This window comes from Actinomyces sp. oral taxon 897, assembly GCF_002999235.1.
In the GTDB taxonomy this organism is placed as follows: domain Bacteria; phylum Actinomycetota; class Actinomycetes; order Actinomycetales; family Actinomycetaceae; genus Actinomyces.
This window is the reverse complement of sequence record NZ_CP027236.1, coordinates 1,110,439-1,135,799: the sequence shown is the minus strand read 5'-3', so window position 1 is coordinate 1,135,799 and position 25,361 is coordinate 1,110,439. Positions and strand designations below refer to the sequence as shown.

Genomic DNA, 25,361 nt, shown 5'->3' with positions numbered 1-25,361 from the left:
GCCATGCCAGCCAGGAGGGTCCAGCTCGCCGACGTCGCCGCACGCAGCGGCGTCTCGGTGTCGACCGCCTCCTACGTCCTGAGCGGCAAGGACGGGGCCCGCCGCTTCAACGAGGGCACCCGCAGGCGCGTCGTGGAGGCGGCGCGTGACCTGGGCTACGTGCGCAACCGGTCGGCCCGGTCCCTGAGGCAGGGGCGCACCCGGACCGTGGCGCTCTTCTACGAGGCGCCCATGGACCGCTTCGTGGAGCGCTACCAGCTCCAGGCGGTGCGCACCCTGCGGGAGCGCGGCTACCTGCTGGTGGCGATCGCCGTGGTGGACGGCGAGGTGGACACCGTTGTCGAGGCGATCCGCTCCGGGATGTGCGACGGGGCGCTCGTGGCCTGCTCGGAGCGGACCGGGCTGCGCCTGGTCGCCGCCCAGCCGACGCCGCCGCTGCCCGTCCTGCTCCTGGGGGCCACCGCCCCCTGCCCGGGCTACGACGTGGTGATGACCGGGGAGCCCCAGGCCGTGGAGGAGGCCCTGGCCTGCCTGTGGGACGCCGGGGCCCGCCACGTCCTCTTCGCCGGCCAGCACCGCCAGGAGGAGCAGGTGCGCTCGGACCTGCGCTGGCAGGCCTACGTGCGGTTCATGGGGGCGCACGGCAAGGAGCCGGGGCTGCTCATGACCTGCGCGCCGGACATCGCCTGCGCCTACCAGCAGGCGGTCGCCGTGCTGCGGGAGGCCAGGGACCGGGACGCGCTGCCGGACGCCGTCTACTGCGCCGCGGACCGCACCGCCATCGGCGTCGTGCTCGCCGCCCAGCACCTGGGCATCCCGGTCCCCGCCCGGATGTCCGTCCTGGGCACCGGCAACTCCCAGGACGCCGAGTACCTCGACCCGCCGCTGAGCACGATCGGTATGACGCAGGCCTCTATCGCCGCCGTGCTGGAGCACTTCTGGAGCCGCCTGAGCGACGACTCCACCCAGGCGTCCGCCATCACCGAGCGATGGCGGCTGGTCCCCCGCGGGACGACACCCGCGGTGGGGCTCTGACCAGGATCTTCCCAACTCAGCATAGGAGACGCAATGACGCGTACCCCCTGGACCTTGGCCCGTCGTTCCTTCCTGCTCGGCGCAGGCCTGACCGCCCTGGCGGCCTGCAGCTCGCCCGCCGGGGTCGGTGGGGCCGACACCGGCTCCACCGGTGTCACCGGTGGGCGCACCGGCAAGGAGCTCCTCCTCTACCTCTCCGCCGGGCACGACTACCAGCCCTACCTCGACGTGATCAGGAGGTTCGAGACCGACAAGGGCGTGAAGGTCACCGTCCAGACCTTCCAGTGGAGCGACCTCCAGCAGAAGCTGACCGCCGACTTCCTCTCCGGGGACACCGCCGACCTGGTGGAGGAGCCGGGCGGCTTCTGGGCCACCCGGTTCGGCGCGGACGGCAACATTATGTCCCTCAACGGCTTCCTGGAGCAGGAGCCGGGGTTCCTCGACGACTTCGTCCCCGCCGGGGTCCAGGTGCGCCAGGCCGGTGGCGCCACCTACGCCGTCCCCCTGCACGTGACCATGGGCGGCCTGGTCTTCGCCAACCAGGACATGCTCCAGGCCGCCGGCGTGCAGGTGCCCACCACCTGGGAGGAGTTCCGCGCCGCCGCCCGGGCCATTGTGGCGGGGCGTCCGGTCCGTGCGGTCCTGACCACCCCCGTGCGACCCAGCCCCCAGGCGCGCTGAGGCCGCCTCCCCTCCTTCGCGAGAACGGTACTTATTCGTCGCGAGAACGGTACTTGTTTGTGCTGAGAACGGGCATACTCACAGCTGCCTCACAGGACCGGCCAGCCGGTGCGGTCCTGGGCGGGTGCCGCCTACCTGCCGCCTGGTGGTACCGCCTCCGGGACGTACCTTGGTCATTGGGGACGTACCTTGGTCAGTGGGGACGTACCTTTAAGGTACGTCCCCGACGGCTAAGGTACGTCCCCGGCAGAGCCCGGGGTCAGGCGGCCGGATCTTCTTCGGCGTGGACGTGCCCCGACGTCCCCGGCGGATCCCGGGGCCAGGCGGGCAATCAGGTGGCACCTATGAGGCTGCCGACCGCGACGGCCAGCAGCAGGGCGGCGAAGAGGGCGTTGAGGGTGGAGGCCCGCAGGCGCTGGGACAGAGGGCCTCCCACGAGCCCGCCGGCGGTGGAGCCGAGGGTGAACAGCGCCACCGTGCCCCACGCTACCTCCAGGCCCCCGCTGGCCCGCTGGGCCAGGGAGACCAGGGCGGCGATAATCATGACCAGCAGGGACGTCCCTGCCGTCTCCCGCACGTCGCAGTGCAGGACCAGCAGGAGCACGGGGACGACGGCGAAGCCCCCGCCCACCCCGAAGAACCCCGTGAGCAGCCCGGTCAGGGTGGCTGTGAGCACCACCGTGAGGACCCGCCTCGCGCCCTGGCCCGCACCCACCGGGGTACTCGGCCCGGCGCCCTGGTCCGGCCCGGCGCCCCGACCCTGGCCAGGTGAGCCAGAGGCGGGGGCGTCCGGTACGGGGGTGGTGCGGCCACCGGGCCCATCTACGGTGCCGGGCCTGTCTGCGGCATCCGTGTCTGGCCCGCCCACGGTGCCTGTGCCTGGCCCGCCCACGGTGCCTAGCTCATCTACGGCATCCGGCCCATCCGTGGCGTCCGGCCCACCTACGGCGCCGGGTCCGTCTGCGGTGCCTGACCCACCCGCGGCGTCCGTGCCCGTGCCGCCTATGGCGTCCGGCCCGCCCAGGGCCTTCCTCTGGAGGCCCTCGTCGCGGCGCTCCCGCAGGGCCCGGCGGGCCATGAGCGCCGCGACGACGACCAGGAGGGCGCAGAACATGACCATGAGGGCCTCCCCGTCCACCTGGGCGCTCAGCCAGGAGCCGCCCCAGGCCCCGGCGGCCGAGAGCAGGCCGAACAGCGCCCCGTCGCGCCACCGCACCTGCCCGTGCCGGGCCCGGGAGGGCAGGGCCGCCAGCGCGGTGACCAGGACGATCACCAGGGACCCGGAGGCGGCCTGGTGCGGGCTCTGCCCCAGGACGTAGACCAGGACGGGGACCGACAGGATGCCGCCGCCGGCTCCCAGGGCGCCCACAATGAGGCCGACCCCGGTACCGATGCCGAGTGCGAGGAGAAGGGCCATTCAGTGCTCCTGGGTGCTCAGGGCCAGCCGCTCCGCCCGGTCGGGACGGGGGCGCTGACGCAGGGTCATGATCTCCGCAGGCGCGCGGCCGACCTGGATGAGCCGGGCCATGGTCCGCAGGTCGGGCAGGATCCGGGTGTAGAAGGCCCGGTAGCCCGGGCACAGGTAGTTCATCTCCTCGCCGTCGGCCGTGCGGACGAACCGGTCCTTGGGGCAGCCCCCGTGGCACAGCGGCAGCACCGGGCACCTCAGGCAGCCCGCGGGGAGCTGGACCCGTTTCTTGGCGGAGAAGTCACGCATCCGCGGCGTGGCGGCGAGCGTGGCGAAGGAGGCGTCGGCGACGTTGCCCAGCAGCCAGTCCGGCTCGACCCAGTGGTCGCAGGCGTAGACGTCCCCGTTGAACTCCAGGGCCAGGTTCACCCCGCACTCGGGGGCGTGCACGCAGGTCGGGTAGATCCCGAACAGGGCCGACAGGGCGGAGTCGACGTCCTGCACGAACACGTCCCCCACGTCGTGGGCCACCCACTCCTGGAACACCGCGGTCAGGAAGTCCCCGTACCCCTGGGGGGTGACGGAGCGGGAGGTGACGGCGTCCCCGCACTGCTGGTACATGAGCGGGACCAGCGGCTCGGGGCCGCCCGGGCCGCCCGGGCCGCCGGGACTGTGCTCGGGGCCGCCCGGGCCCCCGGGGCGGGTGCCGCCAGCCCCTGTGCCCCCGGTACTGCCGGCCCCTGTGCCCCCAGCCCTGCGGGGCGCCGGGCGCCGTCGGCCCCAGCCCAGCTCGGCCCGGGCCAGGTCCGCGGCGTTGACCCGCTCCACAATGGGGATGAACTGGAGGTAGCGGGCCCCCAGGTCGTCGCGGAAGTGGCGGTAGACCTCCAGGGGGTGGGCCTCGTTGGCGTGGTGGACCGTGCACAGGACGTTGGTGCGCACCCCGGCCTCCTGGAGGATGTCCCAGCCCCGCCGCACCAGGGCGTAGGTGCCCCGCCCGCCCTTGTTGACCCGGTAGGCGTCGTGCAGGGCGGGGGGGCCGTCGAGGGAGACCCCCACCAGGAAGTCGTTCTCGGCCAGGAAGCCCGCCCACTGTCGGTCAATGAGGGTCCCGTTGGTCTGCAGGGCGTGGACCACCTTCTGCCCGGGGCGCCGGTAGACCTCGCAGAGCCGGACGACCTCGCGGTAGAAGGGCAGGCCCCGCAGGGTCGGCTCCCCGCCCTGCCAGAGCATGGTGACCTCGCCGTCGCCGCTGGCCGCGAGGTACTCCGCCACGTAGGTGCGCAGGGTCTCCTCGCGCATGAGCTGACGGGGGACATCGTAGAGGAGCTCCTTGGACAGGAAGAAGCAGTACTGGCAGTCCAGGTTGCAGGCCGCACCTGTGGGCTTGGCCACCACGGACAGGGGCAGGCGCCGTCGCGCCAGGGGGCCGCCGGGCGCCCCCGGAGCCGTGTGGTCCATTCAGAGTCCTCCTCTCGCCCGGGTGCCTTCCACGGGTGCTGTCGCCGCGCCTCCGTCCCACCCGGCTACGGTGCCGGGTGTCGAGGTCGGGCGGGCGCCGACCGGCGGCAGGCCCCAGTCTGTCACGTCCGCTACCGGCTCCGCGAGGAGGTGGTTACCACGTCTGCGCAGGTTGCGGCTGGTTTGCGAAGGGCGCGCCCCCAGGTGGCCGGCCTCAGGGGAGGCGCCCCCCAGGTGGTCGCCGCCGGTCCTCGGCCCTCGACGACACGTGTGGCCCACCCTCCGCAGGGGGCGGGCCACACGGACGGATGAGCGCCCGTGGCCGCCAGCTGACAGGTGTCCTGCTCGTGGGCGACGGCGGCCACCGGGCACCCGGCCGCGTCGCGCCTCAGTAGCCGATGTGCGCCTCGGGCTGGGCGGAGTCGCGCACCCTGGTGGGGTGCAGGCCCTCGTCGGGGTCAATGGTCTCGGCGTGGACGCGGGCCGAGAAGACCTTGTAGCCCCAGACCGTGTAGAACAGCACCACCGGCACGAAGGCGACGGCGGCCACCAGCATAATGACCAGGGTGGTGTCCGCCGAGGCGGCCGCCACGTAGGTCAGGGAGTAGGCCGGGTCGATCGAGGAGCGCATGACGTCGGGTGCCATGGCCGCGAAGATAAAGGCCACCGCGGCACCGATACCCACGAAGTGCAGGGCGAAGGCCCAGCCGTCGCGTCCCCGCAGGCAGGCCAGGTAGGAGGCCACCAGGCCCGCGGCAGCCAGGACCAGCGGGATCCAGGACAGGACGTTGGGGGAGTAGGCCAGCTGCGCCCACAGGGCCCACACGGCCGTGACCGCCGTGGAGGCCAGGGAGGTCCTGCGTGCGAGCCTGCCGGCCCTCACCGACAGGTCGCCCCCGGTCTTGAGGGCCAGGTACAGGGCGCCGTGGTTGAGGAACAGCAGGGCGGTCACCGCCCCGCCCAGGAGGGCGAAGGGGGTGATGAGGCTCCAGAAGCCGCCGGTGAGCTGGTGGGCGGTGCCCGCCAGCAGGGTCCCGGCGGGCACCTCCGCGGCGGGGACGGCGGCGCCTGAGGCGGTCTCAATGACCTCGATCCTCATGCCGGAGACCAGGTTGGCGAACGCCGCGCCCCACAGCACGGCGGGCAGCCAGGAGCACGCCGTCAGGGCCCAGTCCCAGCGTGCGCGCCAGGTCTCGTCATTGATCTTGGCCCGCCACTCCAGGGCGCAGACGCGCACAATGAGCGCCAGGAGGATGAGGAACAGGACCAGGTAGGCCCCGGAGAACAGGGTGCCGTACCACTCGGGGAAGGCGGCGAAGGTGGCCCCGCCGGCGGTGAGCAGCCAGACCTCGTTGCCGTCCCAGTGGGGGCCGATGGTGCGCAGCATGGCACGGCGCTCGCGCTCGTCGCGTGCGAGGAGCCTTATGAGCATGCCCACGCCGAAGTCGAAGCCCTCGAGGGTGAGGTAGCCGGTCCACAGGACGGCAATGAGGATGAGCCAGAGGGTGGAGAGCGTCATGGTGTGTCCTTGTTTCCTTGTGCTTCCCTGGTCAGTAGGCGAAGGACAGGCCGGGGGCGACCTCGCCGTCGTCCTTCCTCACGGGGGTGCGTACGCCCTCACGGACGTAGCGGCGGAAGAGGAGCAGCCAGACGACGCCCAGGCCCGCGTACAGGAGGGTGAAGACGACCATCGAGGCCAGGACGGTGGCTGAGGAGACCACCCTGGAGACGCCGTCGGCGGTGAGCATGTGGACCATGGAGGTGGGGTCGGCCAGGTTGGGGACGACCACCCAGGGCTGGCGTCCCATCTCGGTGAAGATCCACCCGAAGGAGGCGGCTATGAATGGCAGCGGCATGGTCCACAGCGCCACCCGGGCCCACGGCCTGGCGGTGATGAGACGGTCCCTGCGGCTGAGCCACAGGATAACCGCCCCCACCCCCACGGACACCGTGCCCAGGCCGATCATCATGCGGAAGGACCAGAAGGTGACCATGACGTCAGGGGTGTAGTCAACGGGGTTCCCGGCGGTGTCGGTGGCACCGTAGGCCCTGGCGTAGCTGTCCTGGAGGTCGCTCAGGCCGGGCATGGTGGCGCCCGGGTCGTTGGTGGCCATGAAGGAGTAGACGCCGGGGACCTCAATGAGGTGGACGACGCCGTCCTCGCAGCTGCCGAAGGCCATGGCGGAGAAGCCCGCCCCCGCCGTGGTCTCGCACAGGGCCTCGGCGGCGGCCATCTTGGCGGGCTGCTCCCTGGCCACGAGCTGCCCCTGCACGTGCCCGGTACCCGCCACCAGGACCCCGGCCACCAGCATGACCCAGGCGCCCAGGCGGGCGGTACGCCGCCACAGGGACCGGGCCTCGACCTCCTGCCCGGCGCGGGAGGCCTTGACCATCCACCACACCGACACGCCCATAATGACGGTGCCGGCCACGAGGAAGGCGGTGGTGACCACGTGCCCGAAGGTGACCCAGGTCAGCTCGGAGGTGAGGATCTCGACGAACCCGCCCACGCCGTCGAGCTCGGCACGCCCGGTGGTGGGGTTGACGACGGCTCCCACGGGGTGCTGCATCCAGGAGTTGGCGGCCAGGATGAACAGGGCGGAGAAGTTCACGCCCAGGGCCACCATCCAGATGCAAGCGTTGTGGAGCCGGGGGGAGAGGCGGTCCCAGCCGAAGAGCCACAGGCCCAGGAAGGTGGACTCCATGAAGAAAGCCAGGAGCGCCTCGAAGGCCAGCGGCGCACCGAAGATGTTGCCCACGAAGCGGGAGTACTCCGACCAGTTCATGCCGAACTGGAACTCCTGGACGATGCCGGTGGCCACCCCCAGGGCGAAGTTGATGAGGAAGAGCTTGCCGAAGAACTTGGTCGCCGTGAGCCACTGCGGGTTCCTCGTGCGCAGCCACAGGCTCTCCATGGCCGCCACCAGGGGGGCCAGGCCGATGGTCAGGGGGACGAGGAAGAAGTGGTAGACGGTCGTGATGCCGAACTGCCATCGAGCCAGGTCGAGGGAGTCCAGCGCCAGGGGTACGTGGACCATCGACGCCACCTTTCGAGGACGACTATGAGACTGATAGGTAGGTCCATGACCTAGGTCAAGGATGTATAGGCGGAGTGTACTGTCACAGGATGACAGGGTGTCGCAAAAACTGGGTCCCCTCGCAGGTGACGTCCAGGATGTGACGCATCTTTCAGATGTGCTGTCGCTGGCGCCGCCTGCGCCTACAGCGATACCGACCCGTTGGCCCGGGGACGGGGGACGGGGCGGGTGGCTACCTGTGAGAGGATGGTGCTGGCCCTCCGCGCCTCGTACCGGTGCAGGGGCCCGACCCCTGCGGGACACCCCGACCAGGAGCCTTGCGCCGCCCAGAGCGTTGCCGCAGTCCTGGTTGCGCGGGTACCCGCGGGCCGGCGCCACCGTGCGCGCACAGACTTTTCTGCTCCGTCACCCGCGGAGCAACGACCGCGCCGCGGCGCCGGTGGTACGACGGCGTCGCGGACGCCCGGAGAGTAGAGCCCCCATATGGCACCCACTGGACAGACGACCACGCCCGAGGAGCCCCAGGAGACGGCCGAACAGCCCACTGCCCGTGCCCCAAGGCGTCGGCGCAAGGCCACCGCGGCCGCCACCGCTCCCGAGCCCGCCCCCCAGGCCCCCGCCCAGGACCTGACCCAGGGCCCCGCTGGCTCCGCCCAGGACCCGGGTGCCCCCCAGGACCCGGGTGCCGCCCAGGACGCCGACCCGGCACCAGCCCCTGAGCCGACCGCCTCCCCGGCCGGGGGGCAGACGGCCGCCACCCGGGAGGACCGGGCCGAGGACTACTCGCCCCGGGAGGCACCGGGCCGCCAGCCCCGCCGTCGGCGCAAGGCCACCGCGGCCGCCACCGCCCCCGAGCCCGCCCCCCAGGCCCCCGACCAGGACCTGACCCAGGGCCCCGCCGGCCCCGCCCAGGACCCGGGTGCCCCCCAGGCCCCCGACCAGGCCGGTGCCCAGGTCAGCGACCAGGTCGGTGCCCAGGATGTGGACCAGGACCTCACCCAGGACGTGGACGACCAGGACGACCAGGACGAGGCCCCTGACCAGGACGAGGGAACCGGTCCCCGGGCAGCGGACCGGGGCCCCGAGCCCGGCCCCGACCAGGAGCCCGAGGCGCCTGGTTCCCCCACGGATCCGGACCAGGAGCCCGAGGCCGTCCTGCACCTGCCAGCGGCCTCCCTGCTCTTCCAGGTCCCCGACCCCTCCCGGGCCCGTCGTCGGCGCAAGGCCACCGCGGCCGCCACCGCGCCAGCCCCCCGGGCCGCGCAGGACCCTCCCCAGGAGGACGCCCAGGCTGACCAGGACGCTGACGGCGGGGACGCCAGCGGGGACGCCAGCGGCGAGGGCACCGCCAAGGGCGCAGGGTCCCGTGGCCGCACGCGCCGCCGTCGTAAGGCCACCGCGGCCGCCACCGCGCCGGCCCCCCAGGTCGGTGAGGCCCCCGACCAGGCCGGCCCCGCCCCGGAGGAGGGGACCGCCTCGGAGGAGGCCGACGCCCCGGAGGAGGGGGCCGCCCGGCGCAGGCGCCGCCGCGGCGGACGGGGTCGGCGCTCCCGGGGGCAGGGCGCCGAGGCCCCCGAGCAGACCGGTCAGGGCGAGCCGGACGGCGAGGAGGACGCCCAGGCGGTCGAGACGCCCGAGGCCGAGCCGACCTCGTCCACACGTCGGCGGCGACGGCGCTCCCGGTCCCGTTCCGACGCCCGGGAGGCGCGTCGGGACGTGCGTGACGAGGTGACCGCCCTGAAGGGATCCACCCGCCTGGAGGCCAAGCGCCAGCGCCGCCGGGAGGGGCGGGCCGCGGGACGGCACCGGCCCATCGTCACCGAGGCCGAGTTCCTGGCCCGGCGCGAGTCCGTGGACCGGCAGATGATCGTCCGGGAGGTCGACGGCCTCAACCAGATCGCCGTGCTGGAGGACGGCCTCCTGGTGGAGCACTACGTGGCGCGGCGCACCCAGTCCTCCATGGTGGGCAACGTCTACGTCGGGCGGGTCCAGAACGTCCTGCCCTCCATGGAGGCCGCCTTCGTGGACCTGGGCAAGGGGCGCAACGCCGTCCTGTACGCCGGCGAGGTCAACTGGGACGCCGCCGGCATGGAGGGCAGGCCGCGCCGTATCGAGGACGCCCTCTCCAGCGGCGACCCCGTCCTGGTGCAGGTCACCAAGGACCCGATCGGGCACAAGGGCGCCCGCCTGACCAGCCAGGTCACCCTGGCGGGCCGCTACCTGGTGCTGGTGCCCGGGGGCACCATGACCGGCATCTCCCGCAAGCTCCCCGACACCGAGAGGGCGCGCCTGAAGAAGATCCTCAAGAAGGTCGTCCCCGACGACGCCGGCGTCATTGTGCGCACCGCCGCCGAGGGCGCCAGCGAGGAGCAGCTGGGGGCCGACGTCGAGCGGCTCCTCAAGCAGTGGAGGACCATTGACAAGAGGTCCCAGTCCATCTTCAGGGGCTCCGCCAAGGCGCCGGCCCTCCTCAAGGGCGAGCCCGAGCTGGCCCTGCGCGTGGTGCGTGACGTCTTCAACGAGGACTTCCGCAAGCTCATCGTCTCCGGCCCGGAGGCCTGGCGCACCATTAGCGAGTACGTCTCCGACCTCAGCCCGGACCTGGTGGAGCGTCTCGAGCACTGGGTGGATCCCGAGGACGTCTTCACCGCCCACCGCATTGACGAGCAGCTCGCCAAGGGCTTCGACCGCAAGGTGTGGCTGCCCAGCGGCGGGACCCTGGTCATTGACCGCACCGAGGCCATGACGGTCATCGACGTCAACACCGGCCGCTTCACGGGGGCCGGGGGCACCCTGGAGGAGACCGTCACCCGCAACAACCTGGAGGCCGCCGAGGAGATCGTGCGCCAGCTGAGGCTGCGCGACATCGGCGGCATGGTGGTCATCGACTTCGTGGACATGGTCCTGGAGTCCAACCGGGACCTGGTCCTGCGCCGGCTGGTGGAGTGCCTGGGCCGGGACCGCACCCGCCACCAGGTCACCGAGGTCACGTCCCTGGGCCTGGTCCAGATGACCCGCAAGCGGGTGGGTCAGGGGCTCGTGGAGGCCTTCTCCACCCCGTGCGAGTGCTGCGGCGGCCGGGGCTTTATCGTCCACGACGCCCCGGTGGAGAACCAGCAGGTGGACATGTCCGCCTCGGCCTCGCGCTCCGCCGAGCGGCGCGGCCGCCGGTCCCGCTCCGAGGGCCCCAGGAAGACCAAGGGCGCCGCCAAGGCGGCCAGGAAGGCCGCCAAGGAGGAGGCCCCCAGGAAGGATGCCGAGGACGCCGGTGACACGCCGGGGCAGGCGGAGGCCGCGTCGGCCCCCGAGCACGACGAGGCCCGTGCCGCCGTGCGTGGCGCCCTGGCCCAGATCGCCGCCGCCGCTGAGCACGCCCACGAGGCCAAGGAGGACCCGGACGCCTGACCGGGTGGGTGCCGGCGTCGGGCACGGGGGCGCCCCCGTGCCCGACGCCGGCCCGCGAATCCTGCCGGAGTGGCTCACGGCCCGTAGCCGCCCCGTGCCTAACGCGGTGGGGCCACCGCGCTGGCGTGCGGAATAACACAGGCACCCGCTTGCCCCCGAGGTTGGCCCCCGGCCGGACATCCCCTAGAGTTGTCTGCCGGTGCCTCGCGCACCATTGCCCAGGAGATCGCCCTCCTGCCCGTCCGGGCCGAGGTCGTGGCGGTCTGAGACGCACTCGACAGAATTGAGCAACAAGTGGTCTACGCGATCGTCAAGGCCGGCGGCCGTCAGGAGAAGGTCTCCGTCGGCGACGTCGTGGTCGTCGACAAGCTCGCCGGTCAGGTCGGTGACGAGGTCAACCTCGCCCCCGTCATGCTGGTGGACGGCGACAAGGTCACCGCCACCGCTGCCGACCTGGCCAGGGCCCGTGTCACCGCCGAGATCGTCGGTGAGGAGAAGGGCCCCAAGATCCGTATCCTGAAGTTCAAGAACAAGACCGGCTTCCGCAAGCGCCAGGGCCACCGCGCTCAGCTCACGGCCGTCAGGGTCACCGCCATCAAGTGACCTCCCGGCGTCTTAGCCCGGCGTCCTGAACGCTCCCGCACGAGAAGAAAGAAGCCTCACCATGGCACACAAGAAGGGCCTCGGCTCCTCCCGCAACGGTCGTGACTCGAACGCCCAGCGCCTCGGTGTCAAGCGCTTCGGCGGCCAGGTCGTCAAGGCCGGCGAGATCCTTGTCCGTCAGCGTGGAACCCACTTCCACCCCGGCCTCAACGTGGGCCGCGGCAACGACGACACCCTGTTCGCCAAGGTCGCCGGCAGCGTCGAGTTCGGTACCCACCGCGGCCGCAAGGTCGTCAACGTTCGGACCGGGGCCTGAGCCTCCTGCGCCCCGCAGACCCTGAGGGCGGACGGCCGTAGCCGTCCGCCCTCGTGCTGTAGGCCGCCCCCCACCCCACAGGAGACCCACATGCCCACCTTTATCGACCGCGTCGTCCTCCACGCCCGCGGCGGGGCCGGCGGCGACGGCTGCACCTCCGTCCACCGTGAGAAGTTCAGACCCCTGGCCGGTCCCGACGGCGGCGACGGCGGGCACGGCGGGTCGGTCACCCTCGTGGCCGACCCACGCACCAGCACCCTGCTGAGCTACCACCGCTCACCCCACCGGCGGGCCGGGTCCGGCACCCCCGGCATGGGCGGCTGGCGGCGCGGTACGGACGGCCAGGACCTGGTCCTGCCCGTGCCCGAGGGCACCGTGGTCAAGGACGACCAGGGGCAGGTCCTGGCCGACCTCCTCCAGGGCGGGGACCAGGTCGTGGTGGCCCAGGGCGGTACCGGGGGGCGGGGGAACTTCTCCCTGGCCTCCTCCCGGCGCAAGGCCCCCGGGTTCCACCTCCTGGGCCTGCCCGGCCAGGTGCGTGACGTCACCCTGGAGCTCAAGAGCATCGCGGACGTGGCCCTGGTGGGCTACCCCAGCTCCGGCAAGTCCTCCCTCATCGCCGCCATGAGCGCCGCCCGCCCCAAGATCGCCGACTACCCCTTCACCACCCTGGTGCCCAACCTCGGGGTGGTCGAGGCCGGGCAGGTGCGCTACACCATTGCCGACGTGCCCGGCCTCATCCCCGGGGCCAGTACCGGCAGGGGGCTGGGGCTGGAGTTCCTGCGCCACGTGGAGCGCTGCGCCGTCATCGTCCACGTGCTGGACTGTGCCACCCTGGAGCCGGACCGGGATCCCCTCAGCGACCTGGACACCATCGAGGCCGAGCTGGCCGCCTACGCCCAGCGCCTGGGGGAGGAGAACGACCCGGAGCGCACCGGGCGCCCCCCCCTCATGGAGCGTCCCCGGGTGGTGGTACTCAACAAGGTGGACGTCCCCGACGCCGCCGAGATGGCCGAGTTCGTCACCCCCGACCTGGAGGCCCGCGGCCTGCCGGTCCACGCCGTCTCGGCGGTGGCCCGCACAGGCCTGCGTGAGCTGTCCTTCGCCCTGGCCTCCCTGGTGGAGCGGGCCCGCCAGGACGCCGCCCACGAGGCCGTCGGGGCCCGGCCCGTCATCCGCCCCGCCTCCGTGGGACGGCGCGCCAAGGAGCCCGTCGCCACCGTCCGGCGCGTGGGCCACCCCGTGGAGGGCCACGTCTACCAGGTGCGCGGGGAGCGGCCCGAGCGCTGGGTCCTCCAGACCGACTTCGCCAACAACGAGGCCGTCGGCTACCTCGCCGACCGCCTGGCCGCCGCCGGGGTCGAGGAGGAGCTGGTGCGGGCGGGGGCCCACGCCGGCGACCCCGTGCTCATTGGCGAGCTGGACGGGGGGGTGCTCTTCACCTGGGAGCCCACCGTGACCACCGGCGCCGAGCTCCTGGGCGCCCGGGGGACCGACACGCGGGTGGAGGACTACCACCGCCGTACCAACACGGAGCGTCGGGCGGCCTACCACCGGCGGATGGACGCCAAGGAGGCCGCCCGGGCCGAGCTGCGCGAGGAGGCCGAGCAGGGCCTGTGGACCGACCCAGGGGCCTGGGACGAGACGGACGAGGTGTGAGCGTGGGCGGCGTCGAGCGTCCCGGGAGGCCGACCGCGGGCCGCGGGGCCGGTCCACAGGCCGCGGGCCCGCAGCCTGCGGCCCAGGGGCGGCCTGCCCGCCTGCCGTCAGGGGCCCGGGTGGTCCTCAAGATCGGCTCCTCCTCCCTGACCCGTGACGACGGCGGGCTGGACCTCAACCGCATTGACGTCCTGACCCGTCTCATTGCCAGCCTGCGGCACCGCGGGCACGACGTGGTCCTGGTCTCCTCCGGGGCCGTGGCCGCGGGCCTGCCCGCCCTGGGCATGGAGCGCCGTCCCACGGAGCTGCGTCTGCTCCAGGCGGCCGCCTCGGTGGGGCAGGGGCGCCTGGTCACCAGCTGGCAGACGGCCATGAGCGCCTACGGGACCGTGGCCGCCCAGGTGCTGCTCACCGCCCAGGACGTGGCCGTACGCAGCCACTACCGCACCGTGCGGGCCACCTTCGACGCCCTGCTGACCATGGGGGCCGTGCCCATAGTCAACGAGAACGACGCGGTGGCCACCACCGAGTTCAGCCTCGGGGACAACGACCGCCTGGCGGCCCTCGTCTCCCACCTGGTCACCGCCGACGTCCTGGTCCTGCTGACCGACGTGGACGGGGTGTGGACGGCCCGGCCCGGGACCCCCGGGGCCCGCCCCCTGCGCTACGTGGCCGGCGGCGCCGACCTGGCGGGCGTGGACGTCTCCGACAGGGGCTCGGCCCTGGGCACGGGGGGTATGCGCACCAAGGTCCAGGCGGCCACCATCGCCTGCGCCTGCGGAACCGCCACCCTCATCGCCCGGGCCGACGACGCCGTGCCCCTCCTGGGCGGCTCCGCCCTCCCGGACGACCTGGGGACCTGGCTGGCCCCCACCGGCCCGCACCGCCCCAGCCGACGCCTGTGGATGGCCTACGCCTCCGTGCCCGAGGGGCGCCTGCTGGTCGACGCCGGGGCGTCCCGGGCCCTGACAGTGGGCAAGAAGTCCCTCCTGCTGCCCGGGGTCACGGGGGTCGACGGCGACTTCGAGGCCGGGGCGGTGGTCGAGGTCGTCGGCCCCCGGGGCCCGGTGGCGCGCGGCGTCTGCCGCTACGCGGCGGCCGAGGTCGCCGAGGTGCTGGCGCTGCGGGGCTCGCGGTGCGCGGTGCCCGAGCACGTGGCCCCCGTGGTCCACCGTGACGACCTGGCCGAGCTGCCCCGGATCCCCTGAGCCCCGTGCCGGGCCCCTCACCCAGGGCTCCTGCACCGGCGCCGGCGAAGGGCCGACGAGCCCGTGGTGCGCCCCTGCTACGAGGACGCCGGCGCCGGCGAAGGGGCGACCGCGCGCCCGCAGGCACCCGCCCGCGACGCCGCCCGGGTCGGCTCTGGCGGGGGCCGCCCCAGGGGGCTGTGTAGAGTGGGGTCATGACGCAGACACAGACGGATCCGAGCTCCCAGGTGCCCGACGGCGTCGGGGCTGACGCCACCGCCCTGGTGACCCGGGTCGCCCGGGCCGCCCGCGCCGCCCAGAGGCCCCTGGCCGCGGCCACCACGGAGCTCAAGGACCGGGCCCTGGAGGCCATGGCGCGGACGCTGCGCGACCGGGCCCCGGACGTCCTGGCCGCCAACGCCGCCGACGTGGAGCGGGCCCGAGCCGCCGGCATGAGGGAGGGTCTCGTGGACCGCCTGGCCCTGAGCACCACCCGCCTGGAGGGGGTCGCCGGGGCCCTGGAGGAGCTCACCACCCTGCCCGACCCGGTGGGGCAGGTCGTTGACGGCCGACGTCTGCCCAACGGCCTGGAGGTGCGCCGCGTCCGGGTGCCCCTGGGGGTGGTCGGCATGGTCTACGAGGCCCGTCCCAACGTCACCGCGGACGTGGCGGGCCTGGCGGTCAGGTCCGGCAACGCCGTCGTCCTGCGTGGGGGCTCCGCCGCGCGGGACTCCAACGCCGCCATTGTCGCGGCCCTGCGCTCGGCCCTGGCCTCGGTGGGCCTGGGGGAGGACCTGGTGTCCAGTATCGACGCCGCCGGGCGGCAGGGCGCCCGGGCCCTCATGCGCGCCCACGGCCTCATTGACGTCCTGGTGCCCCGGGGCGGGGCGGGGCTCATACGCACGGTGGTGGAGGAGTCCACCGTCCCGGTCATTGAGACCGGGTCGGGCAACTGCCACGTCTACGTGGACGCCTCGGCCGACCTGGCCCAGGCCGTGGACGTCGTGGTCAACGCCAAGACCCAGCGGGTGGGGGTGTGCAACGCCGCCGAGACCCTCCTGGTCCACCAGGCGGTGGCCGGGGACTACCTGCCCGCCGCCGCCGCGGCCCTGTGGGAGGCGGGCACCACCCTGCACGCCGACGCCGCCGCCCGCGCCGTCCTGGCCGAGGCGGCCCGGGGGCGTGAGGACCTGCTCGCGGAGGCCGGTCAGGAGGACTGGGCCACCGAGTACGGCTCCCTGGACCTGGCCGTGCGCGTGGTACCGGACGTGGACGCCGCCGTGGAGCACGTGCGCGCCTACGGCACCGGGCACACCGAGGCCGTCCTGGCCCGGGACGTGCGGGTGGTCAACGCCTTCGTCGCGGGGGTGGACAGCGCGGTGGTCATGGTCAACGCCTCCACCCGGTTCACCGACGGCGGGGCGCTGGGCCTGGGTGCCGAGCTGGGCATCTCCACCCAGAAGCTCCACGCCCGCGGCCCCATGGGCCTGGAGGCCCTGACCAGCACCATGTGGATCGTCCAGGGTGACGGGCATATCCGTCCCTGAGTGTCCCGGAGCCGGGGACGCGCGGGCCGGAGCCGGGGACGCCCGCCCCGGACGTCGGGGGGCCGACGCAGGACTCCCGCGTTCCTGCGGCCCTCGTCGTCGGGCGCGCCCCGGGCGAAGGGCCGATACCCCCTGGGCCTGCGGGGACCGGGACCCCGGTACGGCACCGGGCGGGGAGCCCGAGGACGGCCGGACCGCGCCACGCGCCCCCCGGCGCCTGCGCACCAGTGCGGTCCTGCTCACCCTGGCCGCCCTGGCCTACTCGCTGTGGCTGCTGCCCCCCATGTGGACCTCGGGCCTGTCCGTCCGCGACGCCTACGTCTCCGAGCTGGCCGCCACGGGGCGCCCCACGGCGGCGGCGGCCCGCGCCGGGGACGTCACCTTCGCCCTCCTGTGCCTCCTGGCCTGCCTGGCGGTCCTGCGCCCGCTGCCCGGCACCGCCCCGGCGCGGCGGGACGGCACGGATCGTGTGGCTGGCAGGGATCCCGGATGCGGCGCCGCTCCGGCGCGGTGGGACGGCGCCGCCCGCCCGGACCACCCCTCCCCGGGCGCCGGCGGCCCCCCGGCGGGCCGGCACGTCCCGGCCCGGTGCCGGCGGGGGTGGACCCGGTGGGGCTGGTGGCTGTGGTGGGGCGGGCTGGTGGTGACCGCCACCGCCACCCTGGTGGACGCCGCCGCCCCCATGGACTGCGCGCTCTCCCTGAGCTCCTGCCAGGCCCAGCTGGCCCAGCACACGTCCTTGAGGCACCACGTCCACGAGGCCGCCTCCATTGTGGTGGGCGCGGCCTGGGTGGCGGTGCACCTTGGCGCCTTCCTGGCTACCCGCGGCACCCCGGCCCGGGGCCCCTGGCAGGTGACCCGGCGGCTCTCCCCGGTGGTCCTGGCGGTCACCGTGGTCTACTCGGCCCTCTCCGGCGTCCTGGAGCTGGTGGGGCGCGGGGCCGGCGTGACCCAGCGTGTCCACCTGCTCGTGGTCCTGGTCTGGTGCCTGGGGGTGGCCGCGGACCTGTACCGGCAGGGCCGCGGCCGCGCCCGCCCACGGTCGGGCCCGGGTACCGGGTGAGGCACCCGGGCCCGGCTGGCCTCAGTCCTCCACGTCCACCCAGGCCCAGCCCATGGGCTCCAGCTCCAGCTCCCAGGAGCGGCCCTGGCCGGTGACGGTGGTGGAGACGGGCTCGTAGGCGTTGTTCGTCACCAGGAAGCGTCCCCGGTCCGGGTACCAGGCCACCTCAGTGGCCGTGTCGGAGGTGAACCACCAGGTCTCCACCAGGTCCTCACGCCCGGCCGCCCAGTACAGGGCGCGCTGGAGGGTGCGTGAGTTCTCGTGGGAGTAGGGCAGCCCGGAGAAGTAGACCGCCCGCCCCCGCCCGAACTCGTTGGCGGCGATGCGCACGGTGCCGTCCTGGTAGGACAGGACCTGGGTGCGGGGGCTCACCGCGTAGATGTCGTGGCCCGCGCCCTCGCCGTCGTCAAAGGCCCCCGACAGGTCCGCGGTCACGGGGTGGGAGCCCACCACGGTGGGGTAGCGGTCGGTGGACAGGGTGAGCTGACGCTCCTCGTCCACCCCCAGGACGTCGGAGAGCTGGAAGAAGGATCCGCCCTTGGCGTAGGCGGTGGGCTCACCCACCCCGATGAGGCCGTGGCCAGCCGCCACCCAGGAGCGCAGGAGCTCCACCAGGCGCGGGTCGTCCCAGACCGGGCCGCCGGAGTAGGCGGTGTCCGCCGCCCCGGCGTTGACGAGCACGTCCACGTCGTCGGGCACCCCGCTGGCGAGCACCTCCTCAAAGGCCAGGAAGCGGACCGTGAAGGGCAGGCCGGCCAGGGACTCCAGGACCCCGACGTAGGAGTAGGTGGCCTTGTAGCGCAGGGCGTGCGCCACCATGTGGGTCTGCCAGGAGCGCAGGGCGCCCCAGTGGTTGAGGACGCCGACGACGACGGGCGCGTCCTGGGGGCGCTGGCCGCCGGAGAACTCGTGGATGTCGCGGAACTCCTGGGCGATCTGCGTAATGCGTGACACGAAGTCGGGGAACTCCAGGGCCAGGGAGACGTAGCCGCCGTAGCCCATGCGGTCCAGGGGGTGGCGCACCACGGCCCGCCGGGAGGTCATCCAGGAGTCGTTGGCCTGGCCCACCGGGTCCCCGCCGTCGTGGTTGAACACGTCGGGGAAGAAGTAGGGCAGGAAGCGGATCTCGGTGTACCTCACCGCCGGGACGTCGCTAATGAGACGGGTGGTGGCGGCGCTGCCGGCGCTGCCCACGACGGCGTCCAGGCCGATGGAGGCGAAGTGCTCCCCGTAGGGCTCGGTGCCGATCCAGTTGTCGCCCAGGAACATCATGGCCTCACGGCCCGCCGCGTGGGTGATGTCCACCAGCTCCTTGGCCCGCCGGGCCACGAACCGGCTGGTGAAGTCCATCCAGTCGCGGAAGCGGGGGGAGGGCACCCGGAACGGGGAGTTGTAGTAGCCGGCGTCCACGAAGTCCTCGGCCCGCAGGGCGTAGCCGTACTCGGCCTCGAAGGCGTCCAGGGCCTGGGGGGACACCGAGGCCGAGTAGCCGAACCAGTCCACGAAGCGCTCCTTGGCCTGGTCGTTGAAGGCGATGGTGAAGTGGTAGAAGAAGGTGGTGAAGCGCACCACGTCCACCTCGGGGTGCTCGGCGAGCCAGGTGGTCAGGGCCTGCCGGGCGTGCTCCCACACCCCGTCCTTGCGCACGTCGTAGGGGCGTTCCCTGACGCGGGTGGGGTCGGTCTGCCCCCAGCCGTTGGTGATGTAGTTGTACATCTGGGTGGTGTCCCACACCTGGTCCGCCAGGAACCCGACGGTGTACTCGTGCCAGGGGACGGGCTCGTGGACGGTCAGGACGCCGGTGGACTCCTCCACGTCCCAGCCCGGGACCGGCACCACCTGGCCGGTGGTGCGGTCAATGACCTCCCAGAAGCGCTCGACGCGCTCGTAGCAGGGGCGGAACTGCTCCCGGTAGTACCCGGCCAGGACGTCGATCCGCAGCGGGCCGGGGCCCGTGGCGGTGACGCGCTCGCTCATGAGGTACTGGTTGACGAGGGTGTCGGGGTGGGCCAGGGCCCACTCCTGGTCCCCGCGGGCCGGGAAGTAGGTGGAGTACACCTTGTCCACGAGCTCGGAGGCGATCTCGGGCAGCCAGGTGCCGTCGGAGTTGCGTACGGCGTCGGCGCCGAGCGCGGCGGCGAGCTCACGGATCTGGTCGTCAATGCCCTCCTGGATGGGCATGGTGACGCGACCGGTCGTACGGGGCATGGTTCTCCTTGAGGGCGGTGGGGGAGTGCGGTTCGGGTGCTGGCGCGGGGCCTCAGACCTGGCGGATCGTGATGCCCGCCTCACGGATGGGGGCGAGCTGCTCCTCGGTGGCGCCGATGTCGGTGATCAGCATGTTGATCTCGTCGGCACGGCAGATCAGGGCGAAGGTGCTCCTGGAGAGCTTGGTGTGGTCGGCGACGACCACGACGCGCTGGGCGGCGCGGGCCAGGGCGTAGTTGACGGCGGCCTCGCCCTCGTGGAAGGCGTAGGCCCCCGTGGCGTCCATGCCGTCCACGCCCAGGAACGTGGTGTCGACCGAGATGCGGGGGAGGATGAGGTCGCTCAGGGGCCCGGTGAGCTCGTAGGAGCGGGCCCGGGCCACGCCCCCGGTGACCACCACGCGCACGTTCTGGCGCACGGTGAGCTCGGAGGCGATATTGACGGCGTTGGTGACGACCGTCACTGGACGGTCGGGGTCGATGCCCACGGGCAGCAGGGCGATCTCACGGGCGACCTCCGTGGTGGTGGTCCCTCCGTTGAGGCCGACGGTGTCCCCGGCCCTGACCAGGGCGGTGGCGGCCCGGGCGATCCGGGTCTTCTCGTCGGCCATGCGGGAGGCCCGGTAGCGCAGGGGGAGCTCGGCGGAGGTACGGTTGGCGTAGGCACCGCCCCGGGTACGGGTGACGAGCTGCTGGTTGGCCAGCAGGTCGAGGTCCCGCCGGGCGGTGGCGGCGGAGACGTTCAGGCGTGTGATGATGTCGTCGATGTGGATGCTGCCCTCCTCGACGACGATGCCGAGTATGGCCGAGAGGCGTTCGTGACGGGTCATCTCGTTCTCCTTGGGATGATGACGGCGGTGGCAAGATCGTGGAAGCTACGCTGAAGGACCGCTCGCTATGAGCAACCGGGTGCTTGGTCAGGCGATAATAGCATCATTACAGATCATAGGTCGTGATCGCGGGCGAGGTCGTAACCTGCACGTGACTCAGGAGACGTGGCAGGATGGTAGGTAGTGCGAGCCCGGTCGCACGCGCGAGTACATGTCAAGGAGAGGGAACGTGCCTCAGCCCCCGCAGGAGCGTGACGCAGCCGACTCTCGTCGCCTGCGCATCGGCATTATGGGCGGCACCTTCGACCCCATCCACCACGGCCACCTCGTGGTCGCCAGCGAGGTCCAGGACGTCTTCGCCCTGGACGAGGTCATCTTCGTGCCCACCTGGGCCCAGCCCTTCAAGAGGGACCGCCGGGTCTCCAAGGCGGAGCACCGCTACCTCATGACCGTCATCGCCACCGCCCCCAACCCGCGCTTCACCGTCTCGCGGGTGGACATCGACCGGGGCGGGACCACCTACACGATCGACACCCTGCACGACATCGCCGCCGAGTACCCCGGCGCGGAGCTGTACTTCATCACCGGTGCGGACGCGCTGGCGCAGATCCTCACATGGAAGGACAATGAGGAGATCTTCAACCTAGCGCACCTGGTGGGCGTGACCCGCCCCGGCCACGTCCTGACCGACCCCGGCCTGCCGGGGAACGTCTCCCTGGTCGAGGTACCCGCCATGGCGATCTCCTCCACCGACTGCCGGGAGCGTGTCGGGCGGGGGAGCCCGGTGTGGTACCTCGTACCCGATGGTGTCGTGCAATACATTCGCAAGTACGGCCTGTACCGCAGGGCCGAACGGACGGCGTCCGTGACGTCGATGACCGCCCGTGTCGCGCGGGAGCAGTCCATGAGGAAGGAGAACGTCGATGAGTGACAACGACGTCAACGCCCACTCTGGTGGCCCCGCTGCCGCTCCAGCGGGAGGCCGCGGCTCGAGCCGGCGGGCCAAGCGTGCTGCGGAGCGCGCCGCAGAACGTGAGGCATATATCACAGGGCAGCAGCCTCTACTGACACGTCGGGAGCTCAAGCGCCTGCGTGAGGAGGCCGAGGCCCTGCGTGCGGCCGTCGCCGCCGGTGAGATCACCCCCGAGGAGGCGCGGGCCCTCCAGAACCCCCTCCTGGAGGAGGGCGGCGGCCTGCCGGCCTCGTCGGCCCGCGCGGGCGCCAGGACACCGGCACCCCGGGAGCGCGGCCGGGCCGGGATACCGGGCCGAGGCGGCCCGGCGCCCGCCGCCCGCCCCACCCCGCGGCCTGTGGCCGCCCCGCCCGCCCGCCCGGTCCCGGCCGCGGGGCAGCCCACCCGGCAGGTGCCTGTCTCCGGGCGCGCCTCCGCCACCCAGCAGTCCACCCGCCCCGTGCCCACCACAGGACGCACCCCGGTCGTCCGCGAGGCCCGCAGGCCGGCCTCGCCCGCCCGCCCGTCCCCGACCTCCCGCCCGCTACCGGGGCGGTCCGGTGCGCAGACGCCCGCCCGCCCGGCGACGCACGAGGACCCCGTACCCGGCCGGACGCGGCCGGTGTCCCGTCCGGTCCCCACGCCCTGGGAGCCGCTGCGGGCCGTGTCCCCCGTCCCCGCTGCCGGGGGCCACGGGATCGCCACCCGCAGGGAGCCGGCGCCTCCGTCCTCCGCCCCCGCTGCCGGGGGCCACGACACCAGGCCCCACCACACCCACCACACCCACCACGCCCCGACGCCCTCGTCCCCGGACACCTCCGGGCGCACCCCGGGGCGCAAGGGACGCCTGAGCCAGGTGGTGGGTGCCACCACCAGCGCCACCAAGCTCTCCGACTCCCAGATCGAGGAGATCTCCGCCGTCTCCACCGGGCTCCTGCCCGCCGCCGAGGCCCAGGACGAGCCGGTGCCCCTCTCGCCGCCCTCGGCCGAGTCGGCTGACCCCGCCGACGCCGTCGTGCCCGCCCGGCGCTCCCTCATGAACCGCCTGGCCACCGACGCCCCGGAGTCGGCGGGGACGGACCGCGTCCCCGCCCCGGCCCCCGCCACGCCCTCACGGCGTCCGATCGTACGGATCCCCTCAGGGGTCCAGGGGGTGCGCACGGTGGACCACGAGACCGGGGTGCTTCAGAACGTCCAGCCGGTGGACGCCGAGTTCGACGGCCTGGAGACCCCCCAGTGGAGGGCCCTCCACGACAGCATCGCCCGCAAGGACGCCGCCCGGGGCGCCGCTCCGGGCGCGGCCGCCCCGGCACCGGCACCGGCCCCGGAACCGGAGGCCGTCTTCCCGGACGAGGAGGTCTTTGCGGAGGAGTCCGTCACGAACCTGGAGGTCGGCTACGAGCCGGAGGACGGGTCCCGGCTGGGCCACTACCTTCTCATCGGGCTGCTGATCCTGGTCCTCCTGCTGGTCCTGGGCACGGTAGCCTGGTACGTCGTGACGCAGGCTGACAGCAACGCTGCCGCCACGGGCGTCAGCACGCCCCTGCTCCTCTAGTTCCGCACCACACAGTCAAGGAGTCCTGTGACCGCAAACCCGGAGACCGCCGCCCTCGCCGCCCTGGCCGCCAGGGCCGGGGCGCTCAAGAAGGCCACGCAGATCGTCGCCATCGACGTCTCCGAGCGCCTCGCCCTGACCGACGTCTTCCTCATCCTCTCCGGCTCCAACGACCGCCAGGTACGGGCCATTGTGGACGCCGTGGAGGAGGCCCTGCTCAGGGCCGGGGCCCGACGCCGGTTCCGTGAGGGGACGCAGGAGGCCCACTGGGTGCTCCTGGACTTCGGGGACATCGTGGTCCACGTCCTCCAGGAGCAGGACCGTGAGTTCTACGCCCTGGAGCGGCTGTGGAAGGACTGCCCGCCCGTCGCGCTGCCGGACGACCTCGCCGAGGTGGCCGCGGCGGCGGAGGCGTACTGAGCGTGACCGACCTCGTCCTGTGGCGCCACGGGGAGACCGACCACAATGTGGCTGGCCGTGTCCAGGGGCGCGTCGACGTGCCCCTCAACGCCACCGGGACGGCCCAGGCCGTGCAGGCGGCCCGGGCCCTGGCCGCCCTGCGCCCCAGCCGGATCGTCTCCTCGCCCCTGGCCCGCGCCCGCGCCACCGCCCAGGTACTGGCCGAGGAGCTGGGCGGTGGCACGGCCGTGCCGGTCGATGTCGTCGAGGACCTGGTCGAGCGCTCTTTCGGGGCGTGGGAGGGGCTGACCCGGACGCAGATCGAGACGGGCTGGCCCGAGGCCGCCCAGGTGTGGCGGGCCGGTGGGGACCCCCAGGGCGTGGGGGTGGAGACCCGGGCCCACGCCGCCGCGCGCGTGGGCAGCGCCATTGAGTCTCTCATGGCCCGGTCAGGCGGCGGCGGGCCAGCCCCCGTCAGCTCCCGCGGGCAGGCCGGGCCCGTCGGGGGGGCCGCGGACCAGCCCCCGGGGACCGGTCCGGTGGTGGTGGTCGCCCACGGCTCGGCCATCACCCTGGGCGCCACCTACCTGCTGGGGGCCGACCCCTCGGCGTGGTTCGGTCTCAAGGGGCTGGACAACGCCCACTGGGCGGTACTGCGCCGCTCCGGGCGGGCGCCGGGCTGGATGGTCGTGTCCTGGAACACGATCACCTGCCAGGCCGGGGACGCCGGCCTGTGGACCTCCTGAGCCTCCCCGCTGCGGGCGGGACCGGCGCGGTGGGCGGGTGCCACCGGGTGCGGGTGAGGTACCGCACTGGAAAATGATTTGCCTCTGGGCCGGTGACTCCATAAAGTTGTCGCCGTCGCCCGCGGGCGGCGCCCGTTCGGGGCTATGGCGCAGTTGGTAGCGCGCTTCCATGGCATGGAAGAGGTCGGGGGTTCGAATCCCCCTAGCTCCACTCCGACGCAGTCGGTTCGGGGCTATGGCGCAGTTGGTAGCGCGCTTCCATGGCATGGAAGAGGTCGGGGGTTCGAATCCCCCTAGCTCCACAGGCTCCCCGTCCTCCCGGCGTCCTGCCGGGGAGGTTTGTACCAGGTATCGTCTTGTTGGTAACGTTCCGGTGTACTTCCCGCCGTGCCACACAGGAGACGGACATGCAGGAGTGGACCCCGACAGGTACCGGGTACGAGCTCACGATCCGCGACGGCGCCGTGGTGGCTCGTAACGCCAAGGGCAGGGTCCTGGCCACCGTACCGTCCAAGGCCAGGAACACGGAGGCCTACGAGTCCCTTGCCGCCCTCCTCGACTTCCTGCGCACCCACGACGCCGAGGTCGGGGAGCAGGTGGAGCGCTGGTTCCTGCGCTCCCTGCCCGTGCCGCGCGTCCTGCTGACCCAGGTCTGGGCCGACGAGGCCTGGCGCTCCTGGCTGACCGACACCGTCGTCCTCACTGAGGAGGGCCAGACCGGGTTCCTGCGGGCCGCCGACGACGAGGGCCTTGGCGTCGTCGACCTGGACGGCGAGTCCCTGCTCCTGACGGCCGACCGGGTCCTCATCCCCCACCCGGTGCTGCTGCCCGAGCTGGAGGAGATCCGTGCCTTCGCCGTCGAGCTGGGCGTGACCCAGCGCCTGGACCAGCTCTTCCGTGAGATCCACCGCCTGCCCTCCCCGCCACCGGATCCGGAGGTCAGGACCCTGGAGACCTGGGCCGGCGGGGAGTTCGACCAGCTGCGCTTCGCCGCGGCACGGGCCGTTAGCAAGGGGTTCAAGATCTCCGGCGGCTACGCCACCACCACCGTCTGGGAGAACGGCCACCAGGTCGTGGCCCGCTACTGGATCGGTGTGGACAACCCCGACTACGAGACCAGCACCGGCGAGCTGTACTGGGAGAGCGAGGACGCCGTCCTGCCGGTGGCCAGTGTGGGGCCGGTGGCCTACTCCGAGGGAGTGCGCATGGCCGGGCTCATCTACGCCGGACGCAAGGTTGAGGTGGAAAAGTGATTAGTGATTCTGTGGT

General features: G+C 73.1%; 20 protein-coding genes and 2 tRNA genes. 16 read left to right on the top strand and 6 right to left on the bottom strand.

The window, feature by feature from the left end:
- The first annotated feature begins 3 nt into the window (after nt 1–3).
- Both C3V41_RS04585 and C3V41_RS04580 read left to right on the top strand, forming a co-directional pair.
- The gene (locus tag C3V41_RS04585; RefSeq protein ID WP_106109292.1) at nt 4–1,035 is read left to right on the top strand and encodes a LacI family DNA-binding transcriptional regulator; all 1,032 of its coding nucleotides are present in this window, start codon (nt 4–6) and stop codon (nt 1,033–1,035) included.
- A 33-nt stretch (nt 1,036–1,068) separates the two neighbouring features.
- Nucleotides 1,069–1,716, top strand: a complete 648-nt coding sequence (locus C3V41_RS04580) for an ABC transporter substrate-binding protein (RefSeq protein ID WP_106109291.1) — start codon at nt 1,069–1,071, stop codon at nt 1,714–1,716.
- Between the two features lie 331 nt (nt 1,717–2,047).
- Here the strand turns inward: C3V41_RS04580 and C3V41_RS04575 are convergent, their stop codons facing one another.
- The 4 genes from C3V41_RS04575 to C3V41_RS04560 form a co-directional block, all read right to left on the bottom strand.
- Nucleotides 2,048–3,133, bottom strand: a complete 1,086-nt coding sequence (locus C3V41_RS04575) for a sulfite exporter TauE/SafE family protein (RefSeq protein ID WP_106109290.1) — start codon at nt 3,131–3,133, stop codon at nt 2,048–2,050.
- Nucleotides 3,134–4,585 (bottom strand): anaerobic sulfatase maturase, encoded by a 1,452-nt coding sequence (locus C3V41_RS04570; RefSeq protein WP_106109289.1) that lies wholly within the window; start codon nt 4,583–4,585, stop codon nt 3,134–3,136.
- Between the two features lie 388 nt (nt 4,586–4,973).
- A complete protein-coding gene (cydB, locus tag C3V41_RS04565; protein ID WP_106109288.1) occupies nt 4,974–6,104 on the bottom strand; it encodes a cytochrome d ubiquinol oxidase subunit II in 1,131 nt (376 codons plus the stop codon).
- Between the two features lie 31 nt (nt 6,105–6,135).
- Complete coding sequence (locus C3V41_RS04560) at nt 6,136–7,623, bottom strand: cytochrome ubiquinol oxidase subunit I (RefSeq protein WP_106109287.1); 1,488 nt, start codon at nt 7,621–7,623, stop codon at nt 6,136–6,138.
- Between the two features lie 483 nt (nt 7,624–8,106).
- Between C3V41_RS04560 and C3V41_RS04555 the strand changes: the two genes are divergently transcribed.
- The 7 genes from C3V41_RS04555 (at nt 8,107) to C3V41_RS04525 (ending at nt 17,403) form a co-directional block, all read left to right on the top strand.
- Nucleotides 8,107–11,028 (top strand): Rne/Rng family ribonuclease, encoded by a 2,922-nt coding sequence (locus C3V41_RS04555; RefSeq protein WP_106109286.1) that lies wholly within the window; start codon nt 8,107–8,109, stop codon nt 11,026–11,028.
- 294 nt (nt 11,029–11,322) lie between these two features.
- Nucleotides 11,323–11,631: a 50S ribosomal protein L21 gene (gene rplU / locus C3V41_RS04550; RefSeq protein ID WP_246742112.1), complete on the top strand. Its 309-nt coding sequence runs from the start codon at nt 11,323–11,325 to the stop codon at nt 11,629–11,631.
- Nucleotides 11,632–11,692: 61 nt separating this feature from the next.
- Nucleotides 11,693–11,947: a 50S ribosomal protein L27 gene (gene rpmA, locus C3V41_RS04545; RefSeq protein WP_106109284.1), complete on the top strand. Its 255-nt coding sequence runs from the start codon at nt 11,693–11,695 to the stop codon at nt 11,945–11,947.
- 90 nt (nt 11,948–12,037) lie between these two features.
- Nucleotides 12,038–13,606, top strand: a complete 1,569-nt coding sequence (gene obgE / locus C3V41_RS04540) for a GTPase ObgE (RefSeq protein WP_106109283.1) — start codon at nt 12,038–12,040, stop codon at nt 13,604–13,606.
- A gap of 119 nt (nt 13,607–13,725) precedes the next feature.
- A complete protein-coding gene (gene proB, locus C3V41_RS04535) occupies nt 13,726–14,814 on the top strand; it encodes a glutamate 5-kinase (RefSeq protein ID WP_106110663.1) in 1,089 nt (362 codons plus the stop codon).
- Between the two features lie 194 nt (nt 14,815–15,008).
- Entirely contained in the window at nt 15,009–16,340 is a 1,332-nt protein-coding gene (locus C3V41_RS04530) for a glutamate-5-semialdehyde dehydrogenase (protein WP_106109282.1), read from the top strand.
- Complete coding sequence (locus tag C3V41_RS04525; protein WP_106109281.1) at nt 16,318–17,403, top strand: DUF998 domain-containing protein; 1,086 nt, start codon at nt 16,318–16,320, stop codon at nt 17,401–17,403. The genes C3V41_RS04530 and C3V41_RS04525 overlap by 23 nt, the downstream gene beginning before the upstream one ends.
- 21 nt (nt 17,404–17,424) lie before the next feature.
- Here C3V41_RS04525 and gnpA read toward each other — a convergent pair whose 3' ends face one another.
- Both gnpA and C3V41_RS04515 read right to left on the bottom strand, forming a co-directional pair.
- Entirely contained in the window at nt 17,425–19,611 is a 2,187-nt protein-coding gene (gene gnpA, locus C3V41_RS04520; protein ID WP_106109280.1) for a 1,3-beta-galactosyl-N-acetylhexosamine phosphorylase, read from the bottom strand.
- A gap of 52 nt (nt 19,612–19,663) precedes the next feature.
- Nucleotides 19,664–20,440: a DeoR/GlpR family DNA-binding transcription regulator gene (locus tag C3V41_RS04515; RefSeq protein ID WP_106109279.1), complete on the bottom strand. Its 777-nt coding sequence runs from the start codon at nt 20,438–20,440 to the stop codon at nt 19,664–19,666.
- A 289-nt stretch (nt 20,441–20,729) separates the two neighbouring features.
- Between C3V41_RS04515 and nadD the strand changes: the two genes are divergently transcribed.
- The 7 genes from nadD (at nt 20,730) to C3V41_RS04480 (ending at nt 25,345) form a co-directional block, all read left to right on the top strand.
- Nucleotides 20,730–21,371: a nicotinate-nucleotide adenylyltransferase gene (gene nadD / locus C3V41_RS04510; RefSeq protein WP_246742216.1), complete on the top strand. Its 642-nt coding sequence runs from the start codon at nt 20,730–20,732 to the stop codon at nt 21,369–21,371.
- Nucleotides 21,364–22,947: a hypothetical protein gene (locus C3V41_RS04505; protein WP_106109277.1), complete on the top strand. Its 1,584-nt coding sequence runs from the start codon at nt 21,364–21,366 to the stop codon at nt 22,945–22,947. Before nadD ends, C3V41_RS04505 begins: the two co-directional genes overlap by 8 nt.
- Before the next feature lie 27 nt (nt 22,948–22,974).
- Nucleotides 22,975–23,367: a ribosome silencing factor gene (gene rsfS / locus C3V41_RS04500; RefSeq protein ID WP_106109276.1), complete on the top strand. Its 393-nt coding sequence runs from the start codon at nt 22,975–22,977 to the stop codon at nt 23,365–23,367.
- 2 nt (nt 23,368–23,369) lie between these two features.
- Complete coding sequence (locus C3V41_RS04495) at nt 23,370–24,092, top strand: histidine phosphatase family protein (protein WP_106109275.1); 723 nt, start codon at nt 23,370–23,372, stop codon at nt 24,090–24,092.
- A 138-nt stretch (nt 24,093–24,230) separates the two neighbouring features.
- Nucleotides 24,231–24,303: transfer RNA gene (locus C3V41_RS04490), tRNA-Ala, on the top strand.
- 18 nt (nt 24,304–24,321) lie between these two features.
- Nucleotides 24,322–24,394, top strand: a tRNA-Ala gene (locus C3V41_RS04485).
- A gap of 105 nt (nt 24,395–24,499) precedes the next feature.
- Nucleotides 24,500–25,345, top strand: coding sequence for a DUF4132 domain-containing protein (locus tag C3V41_RS04480; RefSeq protein ID WP_106109274.1), 846 nt, complete (start codon nt 24,500–24,502; stop codon nt 25,343–25,345).
- Nucleotides 25,346–25,361: the final 16 nt, after the last annotated feature.